At 73.3% G+C, this 15,679-nt stretch carries 16 protein-coding genes; 10 read left to right on the top strand and 6 right to left on the bottom strand.

Going from position 1 to position 15,679, the window contains the following annotated elements; translation table 11 throughout:
* Positions 1 to 26: 26 nt before the first annotated feature.
* The gene (locus GA0070622_RS04715; protein WP_091576878.1) at positions 27 to 2,558 is read right to left on the bottom strand and encodes a glycosyl hydrolase family 18 protein; all 2,532 of its coding nucleotides are present in this window, start codon (positions 2,556 to 2,558) and stop codon (positions 27 to 29) included.
* Between the two features lie 85 nt (positions 2,559 to 2,643).
* The gene (locus GA0070622_RS04720) at positions 2,644 to 3,381 is read right to left on the bottom strand and encodes a phosphatase PAP2 family protein (protein WP_176710529.1); all 738 of its coding nucleotides are present in this window, start codon (positions 3,379 to 3,381) and stop codon (positions 2,644 to 2,646) included.
* 130 nt (positions 3,382 to 3,511) lie between these two features.
* On the opposite strand from GA0070622_RS04720, the gene GA0070622_RS04725 reads away from it, so the two are divergent.
* Positions 3,512 to 4,720, top strand: a complete 1,209-nt coding sequence (locus tag GA0070622_RS04725) for a DUF4032 domain-containing protein (RefSeq protein ID WP_091569017.1) — start codon at positions 3,512 to 3,514, stop codon at positions 4,718 to 4,720.
* A gap of 8 nt (positions 4,721 to 4,728) precedes the next feature.
* On the opposite strand, the gene nagA is transcribed toward GA0070622_RS04725, so the two are convergent.
* From nagA to GA0070622_RS04740, 3 genes are all read right to left on the bottom strand, one after another.
* Entirely contained in the window at positions 4,729 to 5,838 is a 1,110-nt protein-coding gene (gene nagA, locus GA0070622_RS04730) for an N-acetylglucosamine-6-phosphate deacetylase (RefSeq protein ID WP_091569019.1), read from the bottom strand.
* Complete coding sequence (locus tag GA0070622_RS04735; RefSeq protein ID WP_091569021.1) at positions 5,835 to 6,767, bottom strand: ROK family protein; 933 nt, start codon at positions 6,765 to 6,767, stop codon at positions 5,835 to 5,837. Before GA0070622_RS04735 ends, nagA begins: the two co-directional genes overlap by 4 nt.
* Positions 6,768 to 6,879: 112 nt before the next feature.
* The gene (locus GA0070622_RS04740; RefSeq protein WP_091569023.1) at positions 6,880 to 7,809 is read right to left on the bottom strand and encodes an SIS domain-containing protein; all 930 of its coding nucleotides are present in this window, start codon (positions 7,807 to 7,809) and stop codon (positions 6,880 to 6,882) included.
* A 199-nt stretch (positions 7,810 to 8,008) separates the two neighbouring features.
* On the opposite strand from GA0070622_RS04740, the gene GA0070622_RS04745 reads away from it, so the two are divergent.
* The 4 genes from GA0070622_RS04745 to GA0070622_RS04760 all read left to right on the top strand — a co-directional run bounded on the left by GA0070622_RS04745 (position 8,009) and on the right by GA0070622_RS04760 (position 11,480).
* Complete coding sequence (locus tag GA0070622_RS04745; RefSeq protein ID WP_091569025.1) at positions 8,009 to 8,794, top strand: DeoR/GlpR family DNA-binding transcription regulator; 786 nt, start codon at positions 8,009 to 8,011, stop codon at positions 8,792 to 8,794.
* Positions 8,795 to 8,936: 142 nt separating this feature from the next.
* Complete coding sequence (locus tag GA0070622_RS04750; RefSeq protein WP_091569028.1) at positions 8,937 to 9,938, top strand: ATP-binding cassette domain-containing protein; 1,002 nt, start codon at positions 8,937 to 8,939, stop codon at positions 9,936 to 9,938.
* A complete protein-coding gene (locus GA0070622_RS04755) occupies positions 9,935 to 10,948 on the top strand; it encodes an ABC transporter permease subunit (protein ID WP_091569031.1) in 1,014 nt (337 codons plus the stop codon). Before GA0070622_RS04750 ends, GA0070622_RS04755 begins: the two co-directional genes overlap by 4 nt.
* A 136-nt stretch (positions 10,949 to 11,084) precedes the next feature.
* On the top strand, positions 11,085 to 11,480 hold the full coding sequence (locus GA0070622_RS04760; RefSeq protein WP_091569033.1) for a DUF3263 domain-containing protein: 396 nt from the start codon (positions 11,085 to 11,087) through the stop codon (positions 11,478 to 11,480).
* A 6-nt stretch (positions 11,481 to 11,486) separates the two neighbouring features.
* Here the strand turns inward: GA0070622_RS04760 and GA0070622_RS04765 are convergent, their stop codons facing one another.
* Positions 11,487 to 11,699 (bottom strand): hypothetical protein, encoded by a 213-nt coding sequence (locus tag GA0070622_RS04765; protein ID WP_091569036.1) that lies wholly within the window; start codon positions 11,697 to 11,699, stop codon positions 11,487 to 11,489.
* Positions 11,700 to 11,848: 149 nt separating this feature from the next.
* On the opposite strand from GA0070622_RS04765, the gene GA0070622_RS04770 reads away from it, so the two are divergent.
* The 5 genes from GA0070622_RS04770 (at position 11,849) to gvpJ (ending at position 15,678) form a co-directional block, all read left to right on the top strand.
* Positions 11,849 to 12,751, top strand: coding sequence for a hypothetical protein (locus GA0070622_RS04770; protein WP_091569038.1), 903 nt, complete (start codon positions 11,849 to 11,851; stop codon positions 12,749 to 12,751).
* Between the two features lie 151 nt (positions 12,752 to 12,902).
* Complete coding sequence (locus GA0070622_RS04775; RefSeq protein WP_091569041.1) at positions 12,903 to 13,412, top strand: GNAT family N-acetyltransferase; 510 nt, start codon at positions 12,903 to 12,905, stop codon at positions 13,410 to 13,412.
* Positions 13,413 to 13,667: 255 nt separating this feature from the next.
* Complete coding sequence (locus tag GA0070622_RS04780; protein ID WP_176710419.1) at positions 13,668 to 14,120, top strand: hypothetical protein; 453 nt, start codon at positions 13,668 to 13,670, stop codon at positions 14,118 to 14,120.
* Positions 14,121 to 14,122: 2 nt separating this feature from the next.
* Positions 14,123 to 15,283, top strand: coding sequence for an SRPBCC family protein (locus GA0070622_RS04785; RefSeq protein WP_091569043.1), 1,161 nt, complete (start codon positions 14,123 to 14,125; stop codon positions 15,281 to 15,283).
* Positions 15,280 to 15,678: a gas vesicle protein GvpJ gene (gvpJ, locus tag GA0070622_RS33635; RefSeq protein WP_091569046.1), complete on the top strand. Its 399-nt coding sequence runs from the start codon at positions 15,280 to 15,282 to the stop codon at positions 15,676 to 15,678. The genes GA0070622_RS04785 and gvpJ overlap by 4 nt, the downstream gene beginning before the upstream one ends.
* The last annotated feature ends 1 nt before the right edge of the window (position 15,679 follow it).

Genomic DNA, 15,679 nt, shown 5'->3' on the forward strand with positions numbered 1-15,679 from the left:
GATCCGCCGACGGCACCGGTCCCGGTTCAGCAGGGCCCGTTGTCGGTCCAGACGCCCTGGCTGTTGGCCCCCGGGACGTCACCCTGGGTCCACCACCGCGCGGTCCACCGGTGCCCGCCGTGGGAGACCACCGCACCACCGGAGTACGCGGTGCCGGCGGCCCAGGCCGGGGCCGTGCACGCCCCACCCGTGGACGTCGGGGAGGCGGTGGGCGTCGGGGAGCCGGCGCAGGCACCCTGGTCGGCCCAGACCGCCGCGCTGCCCGGCGTCTCGCCCTGGGTCCACCACTTCGCGCTCCAGGTGTGCCCGCCGTACGAGACGGTCGCGCCGCCGGAGTACGCGGTGGCCGCCGACCACGCCGGGGCGGTGCAGGTGCCGCCGCCGGGCGGGGTGGAGCCGCTCGGGCTCGGCGACGGGGTGACGACCGCGCCACCGCGCGCCCAGTCGCCGGTCAGCGCGTACGTCTGGCCGCCGAAGGCGAGCGTGAGGTTGGCCGGACCGGAGATCGGGAGTTGGTAGTTCAGCGTCACCTCGGCGTACGCGCCGGGCGCGATGGCGGCCGGCACGGTGAGGCGTACCCGGTTGTGGTCGCCCTTGAGGCCGCCCACGTTGCTGCCGGTGTGGCCGGTGGAGACCGTGGTGAGCGCCCAGCCGGACTGCTGGCTGAGCGTGGCCGGGGTGGTGGTGGGGTAGTCGAACTCCAGCTGCGCCCCGGCCGGGATCGGCGCGCCGGTGTTGTTGGTCAGCCGCAGCTCCGGGTTGATCGGGTAGTTGTTGTCGCCGAGCGCGAAGCCGCCCATGCCGACCGCCACGTCGAGCGTCCTCGTGGGCATGGTGGTGCCGGCCTTGCGGGCCCCGTACGCGGGCGCGGTCCTGAACCGGTCGTAGAGCAGCGTGGTGAGCGTGTCGCCCATGCCGTACTGGCCCTTGGCCGGGTCGTAGGCGTAGTCGCCGGCGAGTTCCCAGATCATCACGCCGCCGACGCCCTTGGCCGTGACCCAGTCGGCCTTGGCGGCGAGCGACTGGTCGTCCTCGGTGGAGAGGAAGACCTTCTTCTCGGCGTTCCACAGCCAGGGCGCGACCAACGCGGAGGAGTAGTTCCGGGCGTAGCTGCCGCTGATCCGGTCGGCCGGGTCGGTGGCGGGGGTGAGCCCGTACGCGGTCAGGTAGTCGCCGGTGATGCCCTGCTGGAGGTTCTTCGCGTGCCACATCGGGTTGGCGCCGGCGGGCACCTCGTCGCCGGCGGCGTCGAGGTCGTGCCAGAGGTTGTCGATGCCGACCGCGCCGTTGCCGCAGGGGATGGTGGAGCCGATCGAGCCGCCGGTGCCGGCCGGGCACTTCGTCTGGTCGGGCAGCGCCGCCCGCCCCCACAGGCCGTTGGTGCCGCCGGTGACGCCCTGCCAGCCCCGGGTGTAGTAGGGCACGCCGATGTTGACCCGGCCGCTGGGCAGCGCGCCCCGGAAGTAGTGGTAGGCCCAGTCGGTGTTGAGGTAGCCGATCCCGGAGTACGCACCGTAGACCCCGCCGGAGGCCAGCTCGGCGTCGTCGCCGTTGTCGTAGAGCGCCGCGTTCGGCCCGACGAAGTGGTTCCACGCGCCGTGCAGGTCGTAGGACATGACGTTGACGTAGTCGAGGTACTGCAACGCCTGGTAGGACTCCATGCCGCGCAGCAGCCACCCGGACGCGGGCGCGGCCACGGTGAGCAGGTAGTGCTTGCCGTCGGCGGCGGCGGCCCGGTCGAGCTTCTCCCGCAGCGTGCGCATCAGCACCTGGTAGGAGGCGTTGAGCCCGGCCCGCTTGGCGTCGGCCTGGGCGAAGTCGAGCGGGTTGCCGGCCTTGTTGTTGGAGGTCGGGTACTCGTAGTCGATGTCCACGCCGTCGATCCCGTAGGTGCGCAGGAACGTGACCACCGAGTCGGCGAACGTGTTGATGCCGGCGGTGTTGACCGTGTTGGTGCCGGTGGTGGTCATCCGGTAGAAGCCGCCGGAGTCCACCCGGTTGCCGTTGTCGTCGATGAAGCCGCCGGTCTCGGCCCAGCCGCCGACGCTGATCAGGGTGCGGACGTTCGGGTGCTGCTTCTTGTACTTGTTGAGCAGGTTGAAGTGCCCGGTGTAGGGCAGGCTCGGGTCCATCTCGGCGCCGGCCACGCCGGGCCAGGTCATGTTCGTGGCCGGGTTGTCCGGCGCGGCCGGGTTGCCCACGGAGATGCGGTTGTTCGCGTCGACGTGGGCGAACGCGTAGTTGATGTGGGTGACCTTCTGCCACGGGATCTGGTTCACCAGGTAGGCGGGTGCGCCGTTGCGGCCGGTGCGCCAGCTGGTGAAGTAGCCGATGATCCGGCGCGGGTGGTCGGCGCCCATCTTCTCCCGGCCAGCGGTGTCGTAGACGGTGCAGTAGGGCACCGCGACCCCGGGCGTGCGGTAGAGCCCGTCGGGCCGGCAGGCCTCGTCGTCGACGACGGCCGACCGCGCGTCCGGGGCGACGGCGACCGCCAGGGCCGCGGTCAGCAGACCGGCGGCGCCCGCCGACAGCCAACGGCTGATTCGTCTCGCCAGCACGTGCACCTCCTACATTTAACAAACTTAACTGTTAAGGTTGCTAAATGTATACCGGCGTCGATCCGTCGGGACAAGAGGCAGGAGGTCAGCGCAGCTGGTCGGTCGGCCGGGCCCACGGGCCGAGCCGCCCGGGCAGCGGCAGGTCGTCCCACGGCACCCGGTGCAGCAGCCGGTCCAGCAGCAGCCCGAGCAGCAGCCCGGCGACCGAGTCGGTGAACCAGTGCCAGCCCAGGTAGACGGTGGTGCAGAAGACCACCGCCGGGGGGACGACCCGGACCACGGTGACCAGCCGGGGTCCGACGGCCCGGCCGACCGAACGCAGCAACGGGGCCAGCAGTAGGGCGAGCACGCCGTACCAGACGATCGCGTTGGCCACGTGCCCCGACGGGTACGACTGGGCGAACCGCACCGGCAGGTCGTGCTGGAACAGCGGCAGCGTCTGCTCGGCCGGCAGGAACGGCTCCTTCACCGACGCGCTCGGCGCCGGACGGGCCGTCCACACCTTCAGCGGGCCGATCGTGAAGAACGTCAGCACGAACGCGGTCACCGGCGGCAGCACCGGCCGTACCGAGCGCAGCCGCAGCCCGAGCAGCACGCCGAGCCCGGCCGCCAGCAGCGTCAGTGGGGTGCCCTGGCCGAGCAGGTTGAGCGCCATCGCCACCCAGCGGGCGGCGGTCGGGCGGTGCGCGGCGGCCCAGTCGGCGACCGCCCGGTCGAGCCCGAACAGATGGTCGGTGGCGAGCGCCACGGTCAGCGCCACCAGGGCCGCGAGCAGCAGCCCGTCGAACCACCACCCGGCCGGTCGGACCGGTCGCAGCCGCAGGTCGCGGCGTACCCCTGAGCTCTGGCGCACGCGACCACGCTACCGGCCGACCGCGCCGACCCGATCGGTGGCTGTGTGCCGAGCCACGAAGGGAAGCGCGGCGCGGGGGTCACCGGTCACACTGGTTGCCGTGCGGATCACCTCGGCCCTCGTCGACCCGGCGCTGCTCGACCTCCCCTGGTCGACCCCGCTGGAGCAGTGGCCTGCCGAGCACCTGGTGGCGCTGCCCCAGGGCATCTCCCGGCACATCGTGCGGTTCGTCCGGCTCGGCGGCTACGTCTACGCGGTGAAGGAGACCGGCGAGCGGGTCGCCGAACGCGAGTACGACCTGCTGCGGGCGCTGGAGCGGATCGACTTCCCGTCCGTCGAGGCGATCGCCATCGTGGCCGACCGGCAGACCGACGACGGCGAGCCGCTCGACCCGGTGCTGATCACCCGGCACCTCCAGTTCTCCCTGCCCTACCGCGCGCTGTTCTCCAACACGCTGCGGCCGGAGACGATGAACCGGCTGCTCGACGCGCTGGCCGCGCTGATCGTCCGGATGCACCTGACCGGCTTCTTCTGGGGCGACTGCTCGCTGTCGAACACGCTGTTCCGGCGGGACGCGGGCGCGTTCGCCGCCTACCTGGTGGACGCCGAGACCGGCGCACTGCACCCCTCGCTCTCCAACGGCCAGCGCGGCGAGGACCTGGAGATCGCCCGGGTCAACATCTTCGGCGAGGCGCTCGACCTGCAGGCCGCCGGCCTGCTGCACGAGTCGATCGACCCCGAGCTGGTGTGCGAGGAGGTCGTGCGGCGCTACGAGCGGCTCTGGCACGAGATCACCTACGAGCAGCAGGTCGAACGCGCCGCCCGGCACGACATCGAGGGCCGCATCCGGCGCCTCAACGAGCTGGGCTTCGACGTCGCCGAGGTGGCCATGTCGACCGTCGACAACGGCCGCTACCTGGTGCGACCCAAGGTGGTCGACGCCGGCTACCACACCCGACGGCTGCTGCGGCTCACCGGCCTGGACGCCGAGGAGAACCAGGCCCGCAAGCTGCTCAACGACCTGGACGCCTACCGGGTGGAGAGCGACCTCACCGACGAGCAGCAGGCGGCGCACCGCTGGCTCACCGAGGTCTTCGAGCCGGTGGTCCGGGCCGTGCCCGCCCACCTGCGGCGCAAGCTGGAGCCACAGGAGCTGTTCGCGCAGATCATCGAGCACAAGTGGCTGCTCTCCGAGCAGGCCGGTCGGGACGTCGGGATGCGCCGGGCCGTGCAGTCCTACCTGGCCGACGTGCTGGTGCACCGCCCGGACGAGCAGGCCGTGCTCGGCGTCGAGGTCCCCACCGCCTGACGGCCGGGTCACTCCACCCAGTCGCCGCCGCGCATCACCCGGACCACGTTCAGGTCGTCGTCGAGCACCACCAGGTCGGCGCGCAGGCCGGTCTGGAGGGCGCCCACCCGGTCGCCGAGGCCGATCGCGCGGGCCGGGGTCGTGGACACCATGCGGCAGGCGTCCGGCAGGGCGACCCCCGCGTCGACCGCGTGCCGCAGGGCGGCGTCCATGGTCAGCGTGCTGCCGGCGATCGCCCCGTCCCGGCTGAGCCGGGCCACGCCGTCGGCCACGGTGACCGCCTGGCCGCCCAGCTCGTACTCGCCGTCGGGCATGCCGGCGGCGGCCATCGCGTCGGTGATCAGCGCGGCCCGCTCCGGGCCGGCGACCGAGGTGGCGAAGCCGAGCATGCCGTCGTGCAGGTGGACGCCGTCGGCGACCAGCTCGCAGACCACGTTCGGGGCCTCCAGCAGCGCCACCACCGGGCCGGGCTCGCGGTGGTGCACCGGGCGCATCCCGTTGAAGAGGTGGGTGCCGACGCTCGCGCCGGCGGCCACCGCCGCGCGGGTCTGCTCCCAGGAGGCGTCGGTGTGTCCGACCGCCGCGACCACACCGCGGGCGACCAGCAGCTCGATCGCCGCCGTCGCGCCGTCCCGCTCGGGGGCGAGGGTGACCATGCGCACCGCGCCGCCGCCCAGCTCGATCAGTTCGGTCAGTTCGGCCGTGGACGGGTCACGGAGGAACTCCGGGTTCTGCGCGCCGCAACGGTCGGCCGACAGGTAGGGGCCCTCGTAGTGGATGCCGGCGAGCACCCCCTCCTCGACCAGCGGGCGGAAGGCCGCGGTGGCGTCGCGCATCAGCGCGAACGGGGAGCTGACCAGGCTGGCCAGCAGCGTGGTGGTGCCGTGTCCGAGGTGGAACGCGGCGGCCTGCCGGGCCGACTCCGGGTCGCCGGTGGTGAACGTGTGGCCACCCCCGCCGTGGGTGTGCATGTCGACGAAGCCCGGCACGATCCAGTGGCCGTCGCGCACCGACGGGTAGTCGGCCACCGCGCTGATCCGGCCGTCCCGGATCTCCACGCAACCCTGCCGGATGACGCCGGTCGGGGTCACCACCTTGCCGGTCACGCGCCGGGTCATCGACTCTCCTTCGCCAGGGTGTCCAGGGCCAGCAGGGCGGCGCCCAGGCAGCCGGCCTCGTCACCGAGGGCGGCCGCGACCAGGCGCGGTTCGCGGTGGAAGGTCAGCCGCTCCCGCAGCGCGTCGCGCAACGGGTCGAACAGCCGGGGACCGGCCTGGGCCAGGCCACCGCCGAGCACCACGGTCGCCACATCGTAGAGCGCCTGCCCGGTGGCCAGACCGTCGGCGAGCGCCTCGACCGCCTCCCGCCAGACCCGCTCGGCGAGCCGGTCGCCGGTCGCCGCCCGGTCGGCCACCTCGGCGGCGGTCGCCGGTGTGCCGGCCAGCTCGGTGTAGCGACGGCCGATCGCCGAGGCCGAGGCCACGGCCTCCAGGCAGCCGGCCCGGCCGCAGCCGCAGGGCGGGCCGCCGGGGCGTACCAGGATGTGGCCGATCTCCCCGGCGGCGCCGTGCGCGCCGACGGCGGCCGACCCGTCGACCACGTGCGCGGCGGCGATGCCGGTGCCGATCGCGACGAAGAGCACGTGCCCGGCGTCCCGGCCGGCGCCGAGCCGGGCCTCGGCCAGGCCGCCCACCCGCACGTCGTGGCCGAGCGCCGCGGGCAGGTCGAGGCGCGTGGCCGCCAGGTCGCCCAGCGGTACGTCCCGGAAGCCCACGTTGGCCGACCAGACCGCCACCCCGCGGGCCTCGTCGACCACCCCGGGCACGGCGATGCCGCAGGCCACCGGCGTGAGGCCGGCGGCGCGCGCCTTGCCCGCCAGCCCGTCGGCCACGTCCAGGACGGTGTCGACCACGGCGTCCGGGCCGCGCTGGGCGTCGGTGGCGTGCCGTTCGGTGTGCACGGTCGTGCCGTCCGGCCGGACCAGGGCGCACTTCATCCCGGTGCCGCCCACGTCCAGCGCGACGACGACCTCGTCGCCGCCCCTCACGCCGTCTGCCAGCCGGGCATGCGCTCATGGCCCTCGCTGCGCTCGGTGCGTTCGCTCATGCTGCGCTGGCCGGGCATGCGCTCATGGCCCTCGCTGCGCTCGGTGCGTTCGCTCATGCCAGGACCACGGACCGGGTGAGGTGGCGCGGCGCGTCGGGGTCGAGACCGCGGCTGGTGGCCAGCGCGACGGCGAAACGCTGGGCCAGGATCAGGTCGGCCATCGGGTCGACCGGGTTGCGGCCGGCCGCCCAACTGGTCAGCACCGTGCGGCACCCGTGCGTACGGCTGTGCACGAACGCGGCGCCGGTGGCCGCCACGTCCTCCGGCAGCCCGTCCGGGATGTCGCCGAACGCCCAGACCAGCCGCCCCGGGGCGGCGACCGAGATGGGGCCGTGTCGATAGTCCATCGCCGGGTACGCCTCGGCCCAGAAGGTGGCCGCCTCGCGGCACTTCAGCGCCGCCTCCTGGGCCAGCCCCACGGTCCACCCGCGACCGAGGAAGGTGACCTGCTCGATGCGGGCCGGGTCGATCGGCAGCGGCGCCCGGACGGCGACCTCGGCGTCGGCGGCGAGCCGGCCGAGGTCATCACCGAGGTGTGCGCGGAGCAGCGCGAGCGCGGTGGTGGCGAAGCGGGTCTGCACGACGGAGCGCTCGTCGGCGAAGGGCAGCGCGACCGTGGCGTCGGCCACGGCGACGGCGGGGGAGTCCGGGTCGCCGACCAGGACCGTGGTGGGGATCCGCCCGCGCAGCGCGGCGAGCAGGTCGAGCACCTCGGTGGTGGTGCCGGATCGGGTGATCGCGATCAGCCGGTCGTAGTGGCGGCCGGTGGGGAACTCGCTGGCCTGGAAGGCGTCCGTCTCGCCCTGGCCGGCGCCCTCGCGCAGCCCCGCGCACGCCGCCGCCATGAACCACGACGTGCCGCAACCGACCACCGCGACCCGCTCGCCGGGGCGCGGCAGCTGCCCGGCGACGGTCGGGGCGAGCCGGGCCGCCTCCCGCCAGCAGTCGGGCTGGCTCGCGATCTCCGCGTGCACGAACGCCATGACAACTCCTCGCCAGGGGAGACCTTGCGCAATAGGGCGCGATACAGCCGTCTTTCGCGCGTCATTCTGCGCGAAGTCGGGTGGCTGTGGCAACCGTCTCCCGGTTCGCGCAGCACAGGGTTTTGCGCAGACCCAGTTTCGCGCACTACTGTGCACGCAATCAATCACCGTTCGTGCACAGTCAGGGGAGGCCCCCGCGGTGGACCGCTACGCGCGCTGGAACGCGCTGCTCGAGATGCTGACCGACAGCGGCCGGGTCAGCGTCGAGGAGGCGGCCGAGCGGCTCGACGTCTCCCAGGCCACCATCCGGCGGGACTTCGACCAGCTCGCCCAGCAGCAGATGATCACGCGGACCCGGGGCGGCGCGGTCGCCAACGGCGTCTCCTACGACCTGCCGCTGCGCTACAAGACGGCCAAGCACTCGGCGGAGAAGCAGCGGATCGGCGCCGCCGCCGCGGCGCTGGTCTCCCCGGGCACCGTGGTGGGGCTCAACGGCGGCACCACCAGCACCGAGGTGGCCCGCGCCCTGGCGGTCCGTCCGGATCTCAACACCAGCGCCGAGGGCGCCCAGCTCACCGTGGTCACGAACGCGCTGAACATCGCCAACGAGCTGCTGGTGCGCTCGCGGATGAAGGTGGTGGTGGCCGGCGGCGTGGTGCGGCCCAAGTCGTTCGAGCTGGTCGGCCCGCTGGGCGGGGCGCTGCTGCGCGAGGTCACCCTGGACGTCGCGCTGCTCGGCGTGGACGCGATCGACCCGCAGCTCGGCGCCGCCGCGCACCACGAGGGTGAGGCGGCCATGAACAGCCTCATGGTGGCCCGGGCCAAGCGGGTCGTGGTCATCGCCGACTCGTCCAAGCTGGGCGGGCACGCGTTCGCCCGGATCTGTCCGGTGGACCGGATCGAGACGCTGGTGACCGACTCCGGCGCGTCCCCGACGGTGGTGCAGGCGTTCCGCGACGCGGGCGTGCACGTCGTCTGCGCCTGAGGTGCAAGGAAGGGCCCCCTGTTAACGCCTCCGGTATAGGAGGGGCCCCCGCTTGACACGCCGACACTGCATACCCGGTATTGCCTTCGCGTGCATACCGCGTATGGTGTCGCTGTCACCTACTCATCGGGGGAGGTCAGCTGTGTCGGCTGTCCTGGAGATCGAGGGTCTCCGCAAGACGTACCGGAGCCGGAAACGCGGGGTACGCCACGCGCTCGACGGCTTCGACATGCGGGTCGAGGCCGGCCAGGTGCACGGCTTCCTCGGCCCGAACGGCTCGGGCAAGACCACCACGCTGCGCACGCTGCTCGGGCTGATCCGCCCCAACGGCGGCCGGATGGCGATCCTCGGCCAGGAGCTGCCGCACGCGCTGCCGGCGGTCGCCGGGCAGGTCGGCGCCATCGTGGAGAGCCCGCAGTTCTTCCCGCACTTCTCCGCGCGGGACACCCTGGGCCTGCTCGCCCAGGCCGGCGAGCTGCCCAGGCAGCGGGTCGACGAGGTGCTGGAACTGGTCGGGCTGCGCGACCGGGCCGGCGAGCGGGTGAAGACCTACTCGCTCGGCATGAAGCAGCGGCTCGCGGTCGCGTCGGCGTTGCTCAAGAACCCGAAGCTGCTGATCCTCGACGAGCCGGCCAACGGCCTCGACCCGGGCGGCATCCGGGAGATGCGCGGGCTGATGCGCGGGCTGGCCGAGTCCGGGATGACCGTGGTGCTCTCCAGCCACATCCTGGGCGAGATCCAGCTCATCTGCGACTCGGTCACCATCATCTCGCTCGGTCGGCGGGTCGCGTACGGGCCGGTCGAGGAGGTGCTCGCGGCGCACTCGCAGGGCACCGTGCGGGTGCGGCTGGAGGCGGTCAGCGACCTGCCCCAGGCCGCCGAGACGCTGACCCGCTCCGGCATCCGCGTCGCGACCAGCGAGGCCGACCACCTGATGCTGTCCGGCGTGGACAAGCCGGCCGAGGTCAGCCGGCTCCTCGCCGAGCAGGGCCTCTACGTCAGCGAGCTCACCCCGGTCGCGGTCGACCTGGAGAGCGTCTTCCTCGAACTGACCGCGACCGCGCCGGTCCCCGGCCAGCACCGTCAGGTCGATCAGTCCGCCAAGGTCGACCAGACCGGCACCGCAGGAGGTTGGGGCGCATGAGCCTGTTCGTCACCGAGCTGCGCCGGCTCGGCAAGCGCCGGCTCACCCGGCTGCTGCTCGTCCTGCTGCTGGTCGGGCTCGCCACCGTCGCCACCGCGTTCAGCTTCTCCAGCCACAAGCTCTCGCCCGAGGTGGTCGCCGCCGCCCGGGCCGAGTCCGACGCCCAGTACAAGCGCTCGGTGGAGGACTGGAAGCGCACCGTGGCCGACTGCGAGGCCGCCCAGGCCCGCGGCGAGCAGACCGAGGAGCGGTTCGGCCCGAACTGCGGCAAGGACTACCAGCCGCAGCCCGAGATGTTCGACCCGAAGTGGAACCTGCCCTACCAGTTCGACTTCCGGGCCGAGTTCCCCACGTTCATCGCCGTCTTCGCCGGGGCCGTGGCGCTCTTCGCGTTCATCGTCGGCGCCTCCTTCGTGGGGGCCGAGTGGAACACCGGCGGGATGATGAACCTGCTGCTCTGGCGACCGAAACGGCTCGCCGTGCTGGGCACCAAGCTGGCCGCCCTGCTCACCACCGTGCTCGGCGTGACAGTGGTGCTCGGCGCGCTCTGGACCGCGGCGTTCTGGCTGATCGGCACGTCCCGCGGCACCACCGCGAAGATGACCGCCGGCGTCTGGCGCTCGATCGGCCTGGACGGGCTGCGGGCGGTGGCCCTGGTGCTGGTGGTCGGCGCGGTGGCGTTCGCGCTCGCCTCGCTGGGTCGGCACACCGCCATGGCCCTGGGCGCGGCGGTGGCGGTCTTCGCGATCAGCGAGATCGGCATCCGGATCGCGGTCGGCGTGCTCTCGGTGCCGTTCGGCGACCGCTACGTGCTCTCCACGTACGCCCAGTCGTGGTTCCTGAAGCAGGCGGAGCTGTTCGACTACGACACCTGCCAGTTCGCCAAGGGCGCCTGTGAACCGGCCAAGTACGTGGTCACCTGGCAGCAGTCGGCAGTGGTGTTCGGCGTCGGGGCCGTGGTGGCCCTGGTCGGGGCGTTCTGGACGATGCGCCGGCGGGACATCTCCTGACCGCCGTCCGCGCCGCCGGCCGACGCCGGCGGCGCGGACCGCGCGTGCGATGCGGCCGGGGACGGCCCTGGTTACGCTGGGGTCCCCCGGCCGGCGCGTGCCCCGCGCCGGTCATCTGCCGTCGGAGAGGAGCGCCGTGTCCGCCGACGCCACCCCACGGGCCGCCGACCGGGCCGAGCCGTCCACCCCGGACGCGCCGCCCACCGTCCCACCGCCCCGCTCGGCGCCGCCGGTCGAGTCCGCGCCGCCCGAGGAGTCGCCGTCCCCCGACGCGGCCGGGCCGGTCGGGGAGGAGCCGGTCGCCGGGCTCACCGAGCGGGAGCTGCGGATCCTCGCCTTCGAGTCCCGCTGGTGGAAGCACGCCGGCGCCAAGGAACAGGCCATCCGGGACACCTTCGGTCTCTCCGCGACCCGCTACTACCAGCTGCTCAACGCGTTGCTGGACCATCCGGCCGCGCTCGCCGCCGAGCCGGTGCTGATCGGCCGGCTGCGGCGGCTCCGCTCGTCGCGCGCGCGCAACCGCCGGCGCTGACCGGCCTCACTTCTCGTACGTGCGCAGCCCGTTGCCGATGGCGAAGAAGGTCGGCGCCCACTCGCCGATGAAGATGCCCCAGCGGTCCGCCCGCGCCACCCCGGCACGCTCCAGGCTCTTGGAGAGGAACCAGCTGGTGAACGAGAGCCCGATGCTGACGAACCCGGCGACGTAGGCGTGCTCCGCCCGGATTCCCGACTCGTGCAACCGCTCCAACATCGCGATCCCCCTGACGCTCGGTCCGCCCCGATTCGTCGATGACGCTACCTTCTGTTGCGACGTCGTGACGCACGGTTGCCGAGATGGGCCGGCTGCATGGCTGCGTGCCGTCCGGGTAGGCGGCGTGCGACGACGGAGGGAGCGGCTCGATGGGTGCACCGGACCGCCGGTACGCGACCGGCAGCAGCCCGGCCCGGGCGGTGGGGCAGGCGCCGCTGATGCGGGTGCGCTCCGCCTCCGACCCGGCGCCCGGCCGGCCGGAGAACGAGGACGTGGTCTTCCGGCTCGGTCCGCTGGTCGGCGTCCTCGACGGGGCGACCGTGCCGGAGGGCTTCGACACCGGATGCGTCCACGGCCCGGCCTGGTACGTCCGTCACCTGGCCGCCCGGATCGGCCTGGCGGTCGCCGCCCGGCCCGGTGCGACGTTGATGAGCAGCCTGGCGGCGGCGATCCTGGCGGTACGGGCGGACCACGGCGGGGTGTGCGACCTCGACCACCCGGGAACCCCGTCGTCGACCGTGTGCCTGCTGCGCGAGGGCGGCGACCGGGCCGACTACCTGGTGCTCTGCGACAGCCCGCTGGTGCTGCAGACCGACCGGGAGATCGAGGTGGTCACCGACGACCGGCTGGAGACCGCGCTGGCCGACCTGCGGCGCGCCGCCGCCGCGCTGCCGGGCGACGAGGTCGACCCGACGGTCCGGTTCCGGCGCGCGGTGAGCGTGCAGCGGACGCGGATGAACCGCACCCACGGCTACTGGGCGGCGGCCGCCGATCCGGACGCGGCCTACCACGCGGTGACCGGCGCGGTTCCGTTGCGCGGGCCGGGGGCGCTGCGCCGGGCGGCGCTGCTCAGCGACGGGGCCTCCTGCGCGGTCGAGCAGTTCGGCCTCTTCGACTGGGCCGGCCTGCTGGAGGTGGCGGCCGTGGAGGGGCCGGAGGGGCTGATCGACCGGGTCCGCGTGGCCGAGCGGGACCACCCGGACCGGCTGCGCCGGCGTAAGCGGACCGACGACGCCTCGGTGGCGCTCTGCGAGTTCGGACCCGTCGGGTGAGCACGCTCACGCCCGGAACGGACCGGTCGGATGACAACGCAGCGTGAGGCGGAACACCCCGGGGGTACGACCGGCCGACCCGCTCCGCCGTACCGGCAGTAGGTCGGCAAAGGGGTGGACGCGCGGCGGAACGGGCGGCAGACTGCGGCTCGTGACGGGTGCGGTACGGCTGGAGCCGGTGGACGAGCGCAACCTGGAGCCGTTGCTCTCCGTAGCGGCGGCCGAGGCCGAGCCGGAGGACGTGATGCCCCCGGTGGACGCTCCGGCCGGCTGGTCGTTGGCCCGTCGGGACGCCTTCCGCGAGTTCCACCGGGCCAGCTTCGGCGGTCTGGCCGGCCCGACCCGCACCGCGATGTACGCCGTCGTCTCCGGCGGCGAGGTGGTCGGGATGGTGCGGATGGCCCGCCGCGACGAGCCCGGGGTGGTGGAGACCGGCATGTGGCTGGGCCGGTCGGCCCGGGGGCGGGGCCTGGGTGCCGCCGCGCTGCGGGAGTTGCTGCACGCCGCTGCGGCGGCCGGAATGCACACGGTCGTCGCGGACACCACACCGGACAATGCCGGCGCTCTTTCCGTTCTTCGCCGATGCGGCGCGGAATTGCGCGAGGAGAACGGCAGGATTCACGCGAGAATGTGTCTCGACTCGGCCATTCCGAGCCACTGAACGCGCGCTTGCCGCAAGGCAACCATCTCGTGTTCCCCCTGCTCGCTTGGGGTTGAGTGCGAGGTTCATCCTTTTCTGCGACGCTTTTCGCGTTCCCCTGGGAAATGTTTCGCGCATGTCATGACGGGTACTGCCCGCCGGGTCCGCTGATGGCGGGACACCGGTCGCAGGCCCTTTTTCGCTGATCCCCGGCAGTTGTCTTCCGGGTCTGCTCCAGCATGTGTGTCCCTTCCGCCGGGGAGCGAAGGAGAACTGATGAAGAGCGGAGCTCGGATCGCCCTGGCGGTCGGTTTCGGATATGTCCTCGGCCGCCGCAGGAAGCTGCGGACCGCACTCACCCTGGCCGCCGCCGTCGCGGCCGGCCGGGCCAGCCAGAACCCCGGTGGCCTGAAGCAGATGGCCACCGGGCTGCTCGGGTCGAGCCCTCAACTGGGCAACCTCGGCAAGCTCGGCGCGCCGCTGGTCACCGCCGGCCGGGCCGCGGCGACCGCCGCCGCCGGCAGCGGCATCGACGCGGTCAGCGGCAGGTTGCGCAGCGGCGCCGACGCGTTGCGCCGCCGCTCCGGCGAGCAGCCGGAGGGCGAGCGCTCGGCGCCCGACGAGGAGCAGGAGCTCGACGAGCAGCCCCCGGCCGACGACGACGAGGACCGCGACGACGGGGACCGGGCCGAGCGGCCGGCCCCGGTCCGGCGTGGACGGGGGCGGTGACGATGGCCCCCACCAGCCTCACCGACCGGGCACGTGAACAGATCGGTGACGAGCTGCGCAACCTCGCCTCCGCGATCGGGGAACGGGCCGTGCAGGTGGTCACCGAGCGGGTCACCGGCGCCACCGGTCGACTCAGCGAGTACGCGAAGCAGGGCGGCGGTCCCGGCCTGGTCGCCGCGGCCACCGGTGCGCAGAAGCTCGCCGACGGCAACTCCCCGCTGAAGGCCATGTTCCATGCCGGCCTGGCCGGCGGTAAGGAGAAGCTGATGTCGGCGTTCGGCGGCGGCAAGGGTGGCAAGGGCGGCGGCAAGAAGCTCAAGGTCACCAACATCGTCGAGACCATCGAGGTCGGGGTGCCGGTCCGGGTGGCCTACAACCAGTGGACGACGTTCGGCGACTTCCCGAGCTTCATGAAGAAGGTCGAGCAGGCCGACAACGACGAGGACGAGAAGATGACCTGGAAAGCGCAGGTCTTCTGGTCGCACCGGACCTGGGAGTCGACCATCGTCCGGCAGATTCCGGACCGGCTCATCCACTGGCGGTCGAAGGGCGAGAAGGGCTCCGTCGACGGGACGGTCAGCTTCCACGAGGTCGGCCCCGAGCTGACCAGGATCCTGGTGGTGCTGGAGTACCACCCGCAGGGTCTCTTCGAGCACACCGGCAACCTTTGGCGGGCCCAGGGTCGCCGCGTGCGGCTGGAGCTGAAGCACTTCGTCCGGCACGTGATGACCGAGACGGTGCTCGACCCCGACTCCGTCGAGGGCTGGCGCGGCGAGATCGAGGACTCCCAGGTGGTCAAGGACCACGAGACCGCGCTCCGCGAGGAGCAGGAGGGCCGCGCCGAGGAGCCGGAGACCGAGCCCGAGGAGGAGCCGGAGGAGGAGCGCCGGCCCGCCGAGCGTGGCCGCCGCCGGCCCCCGGCACGCCGTCGCCCCACGCCCGCGGAGGAGGAGTACGCGGACTACGACGACGGCGAGGACTTCGAGGACGACGAGTACGACGAGGAGCCCGAGGAGGAGCAGCCGCCGCGTCGGCGGCAGCCCGAGCGGGCCCGCCGCCCGCAGCGCGCGGAGCGGGAACCCCGCGAGGAGCGGGCCCGTCGTGCCCCCGAGGCGCCCCGCCGTCCGGTGGTCCGCCGTCGGCGTGAGGAGCGTGGGGAGTGAGCGTCGCCGCCACGGCCGGGAGTCCCGGCAGCGCGTTGGAGCGCACCGGCGGCGGTGGGAGTGGCCTCGCCGACGTCGTGGAGACCGTGCTGGACAAGGGCGTGGTGATCGACGCCCAGGTCTCGGTCGCCGTCGTCGGGATCCAGCTGCTGGAGATCAACGCCCGGGTGGTGGTCGCCAGCATCGAGACCTACCTCCGGTTCGCCGAGACGGTCGACCGGATGAACATCGTGCCGAAGGAGCAGAAGACGTTGCCCGACCTGGTGGACGGCGTCGCCGGGGCGGCCGCGAAGGGCAAGGCGGTCTCCGGCCTGGGCAAGGCCGCCCAGGAGATCAGCGGCGCGGTGGCGGACTCGCTGCGCGACCGGCCGCGCCGGCGGGACGGGGAGCGCTGAG

It is taken from the genome of Micromonospora sediminicola (assembly GCF_900089585.1).
GTDB classification, from domain to species: domain Bacteria; phylum Actinomycetota; class Actinomycetes; order Mycobacteriales; family Micromonosporaceae; genus Micromonospora; species Micromonospora sediminicola.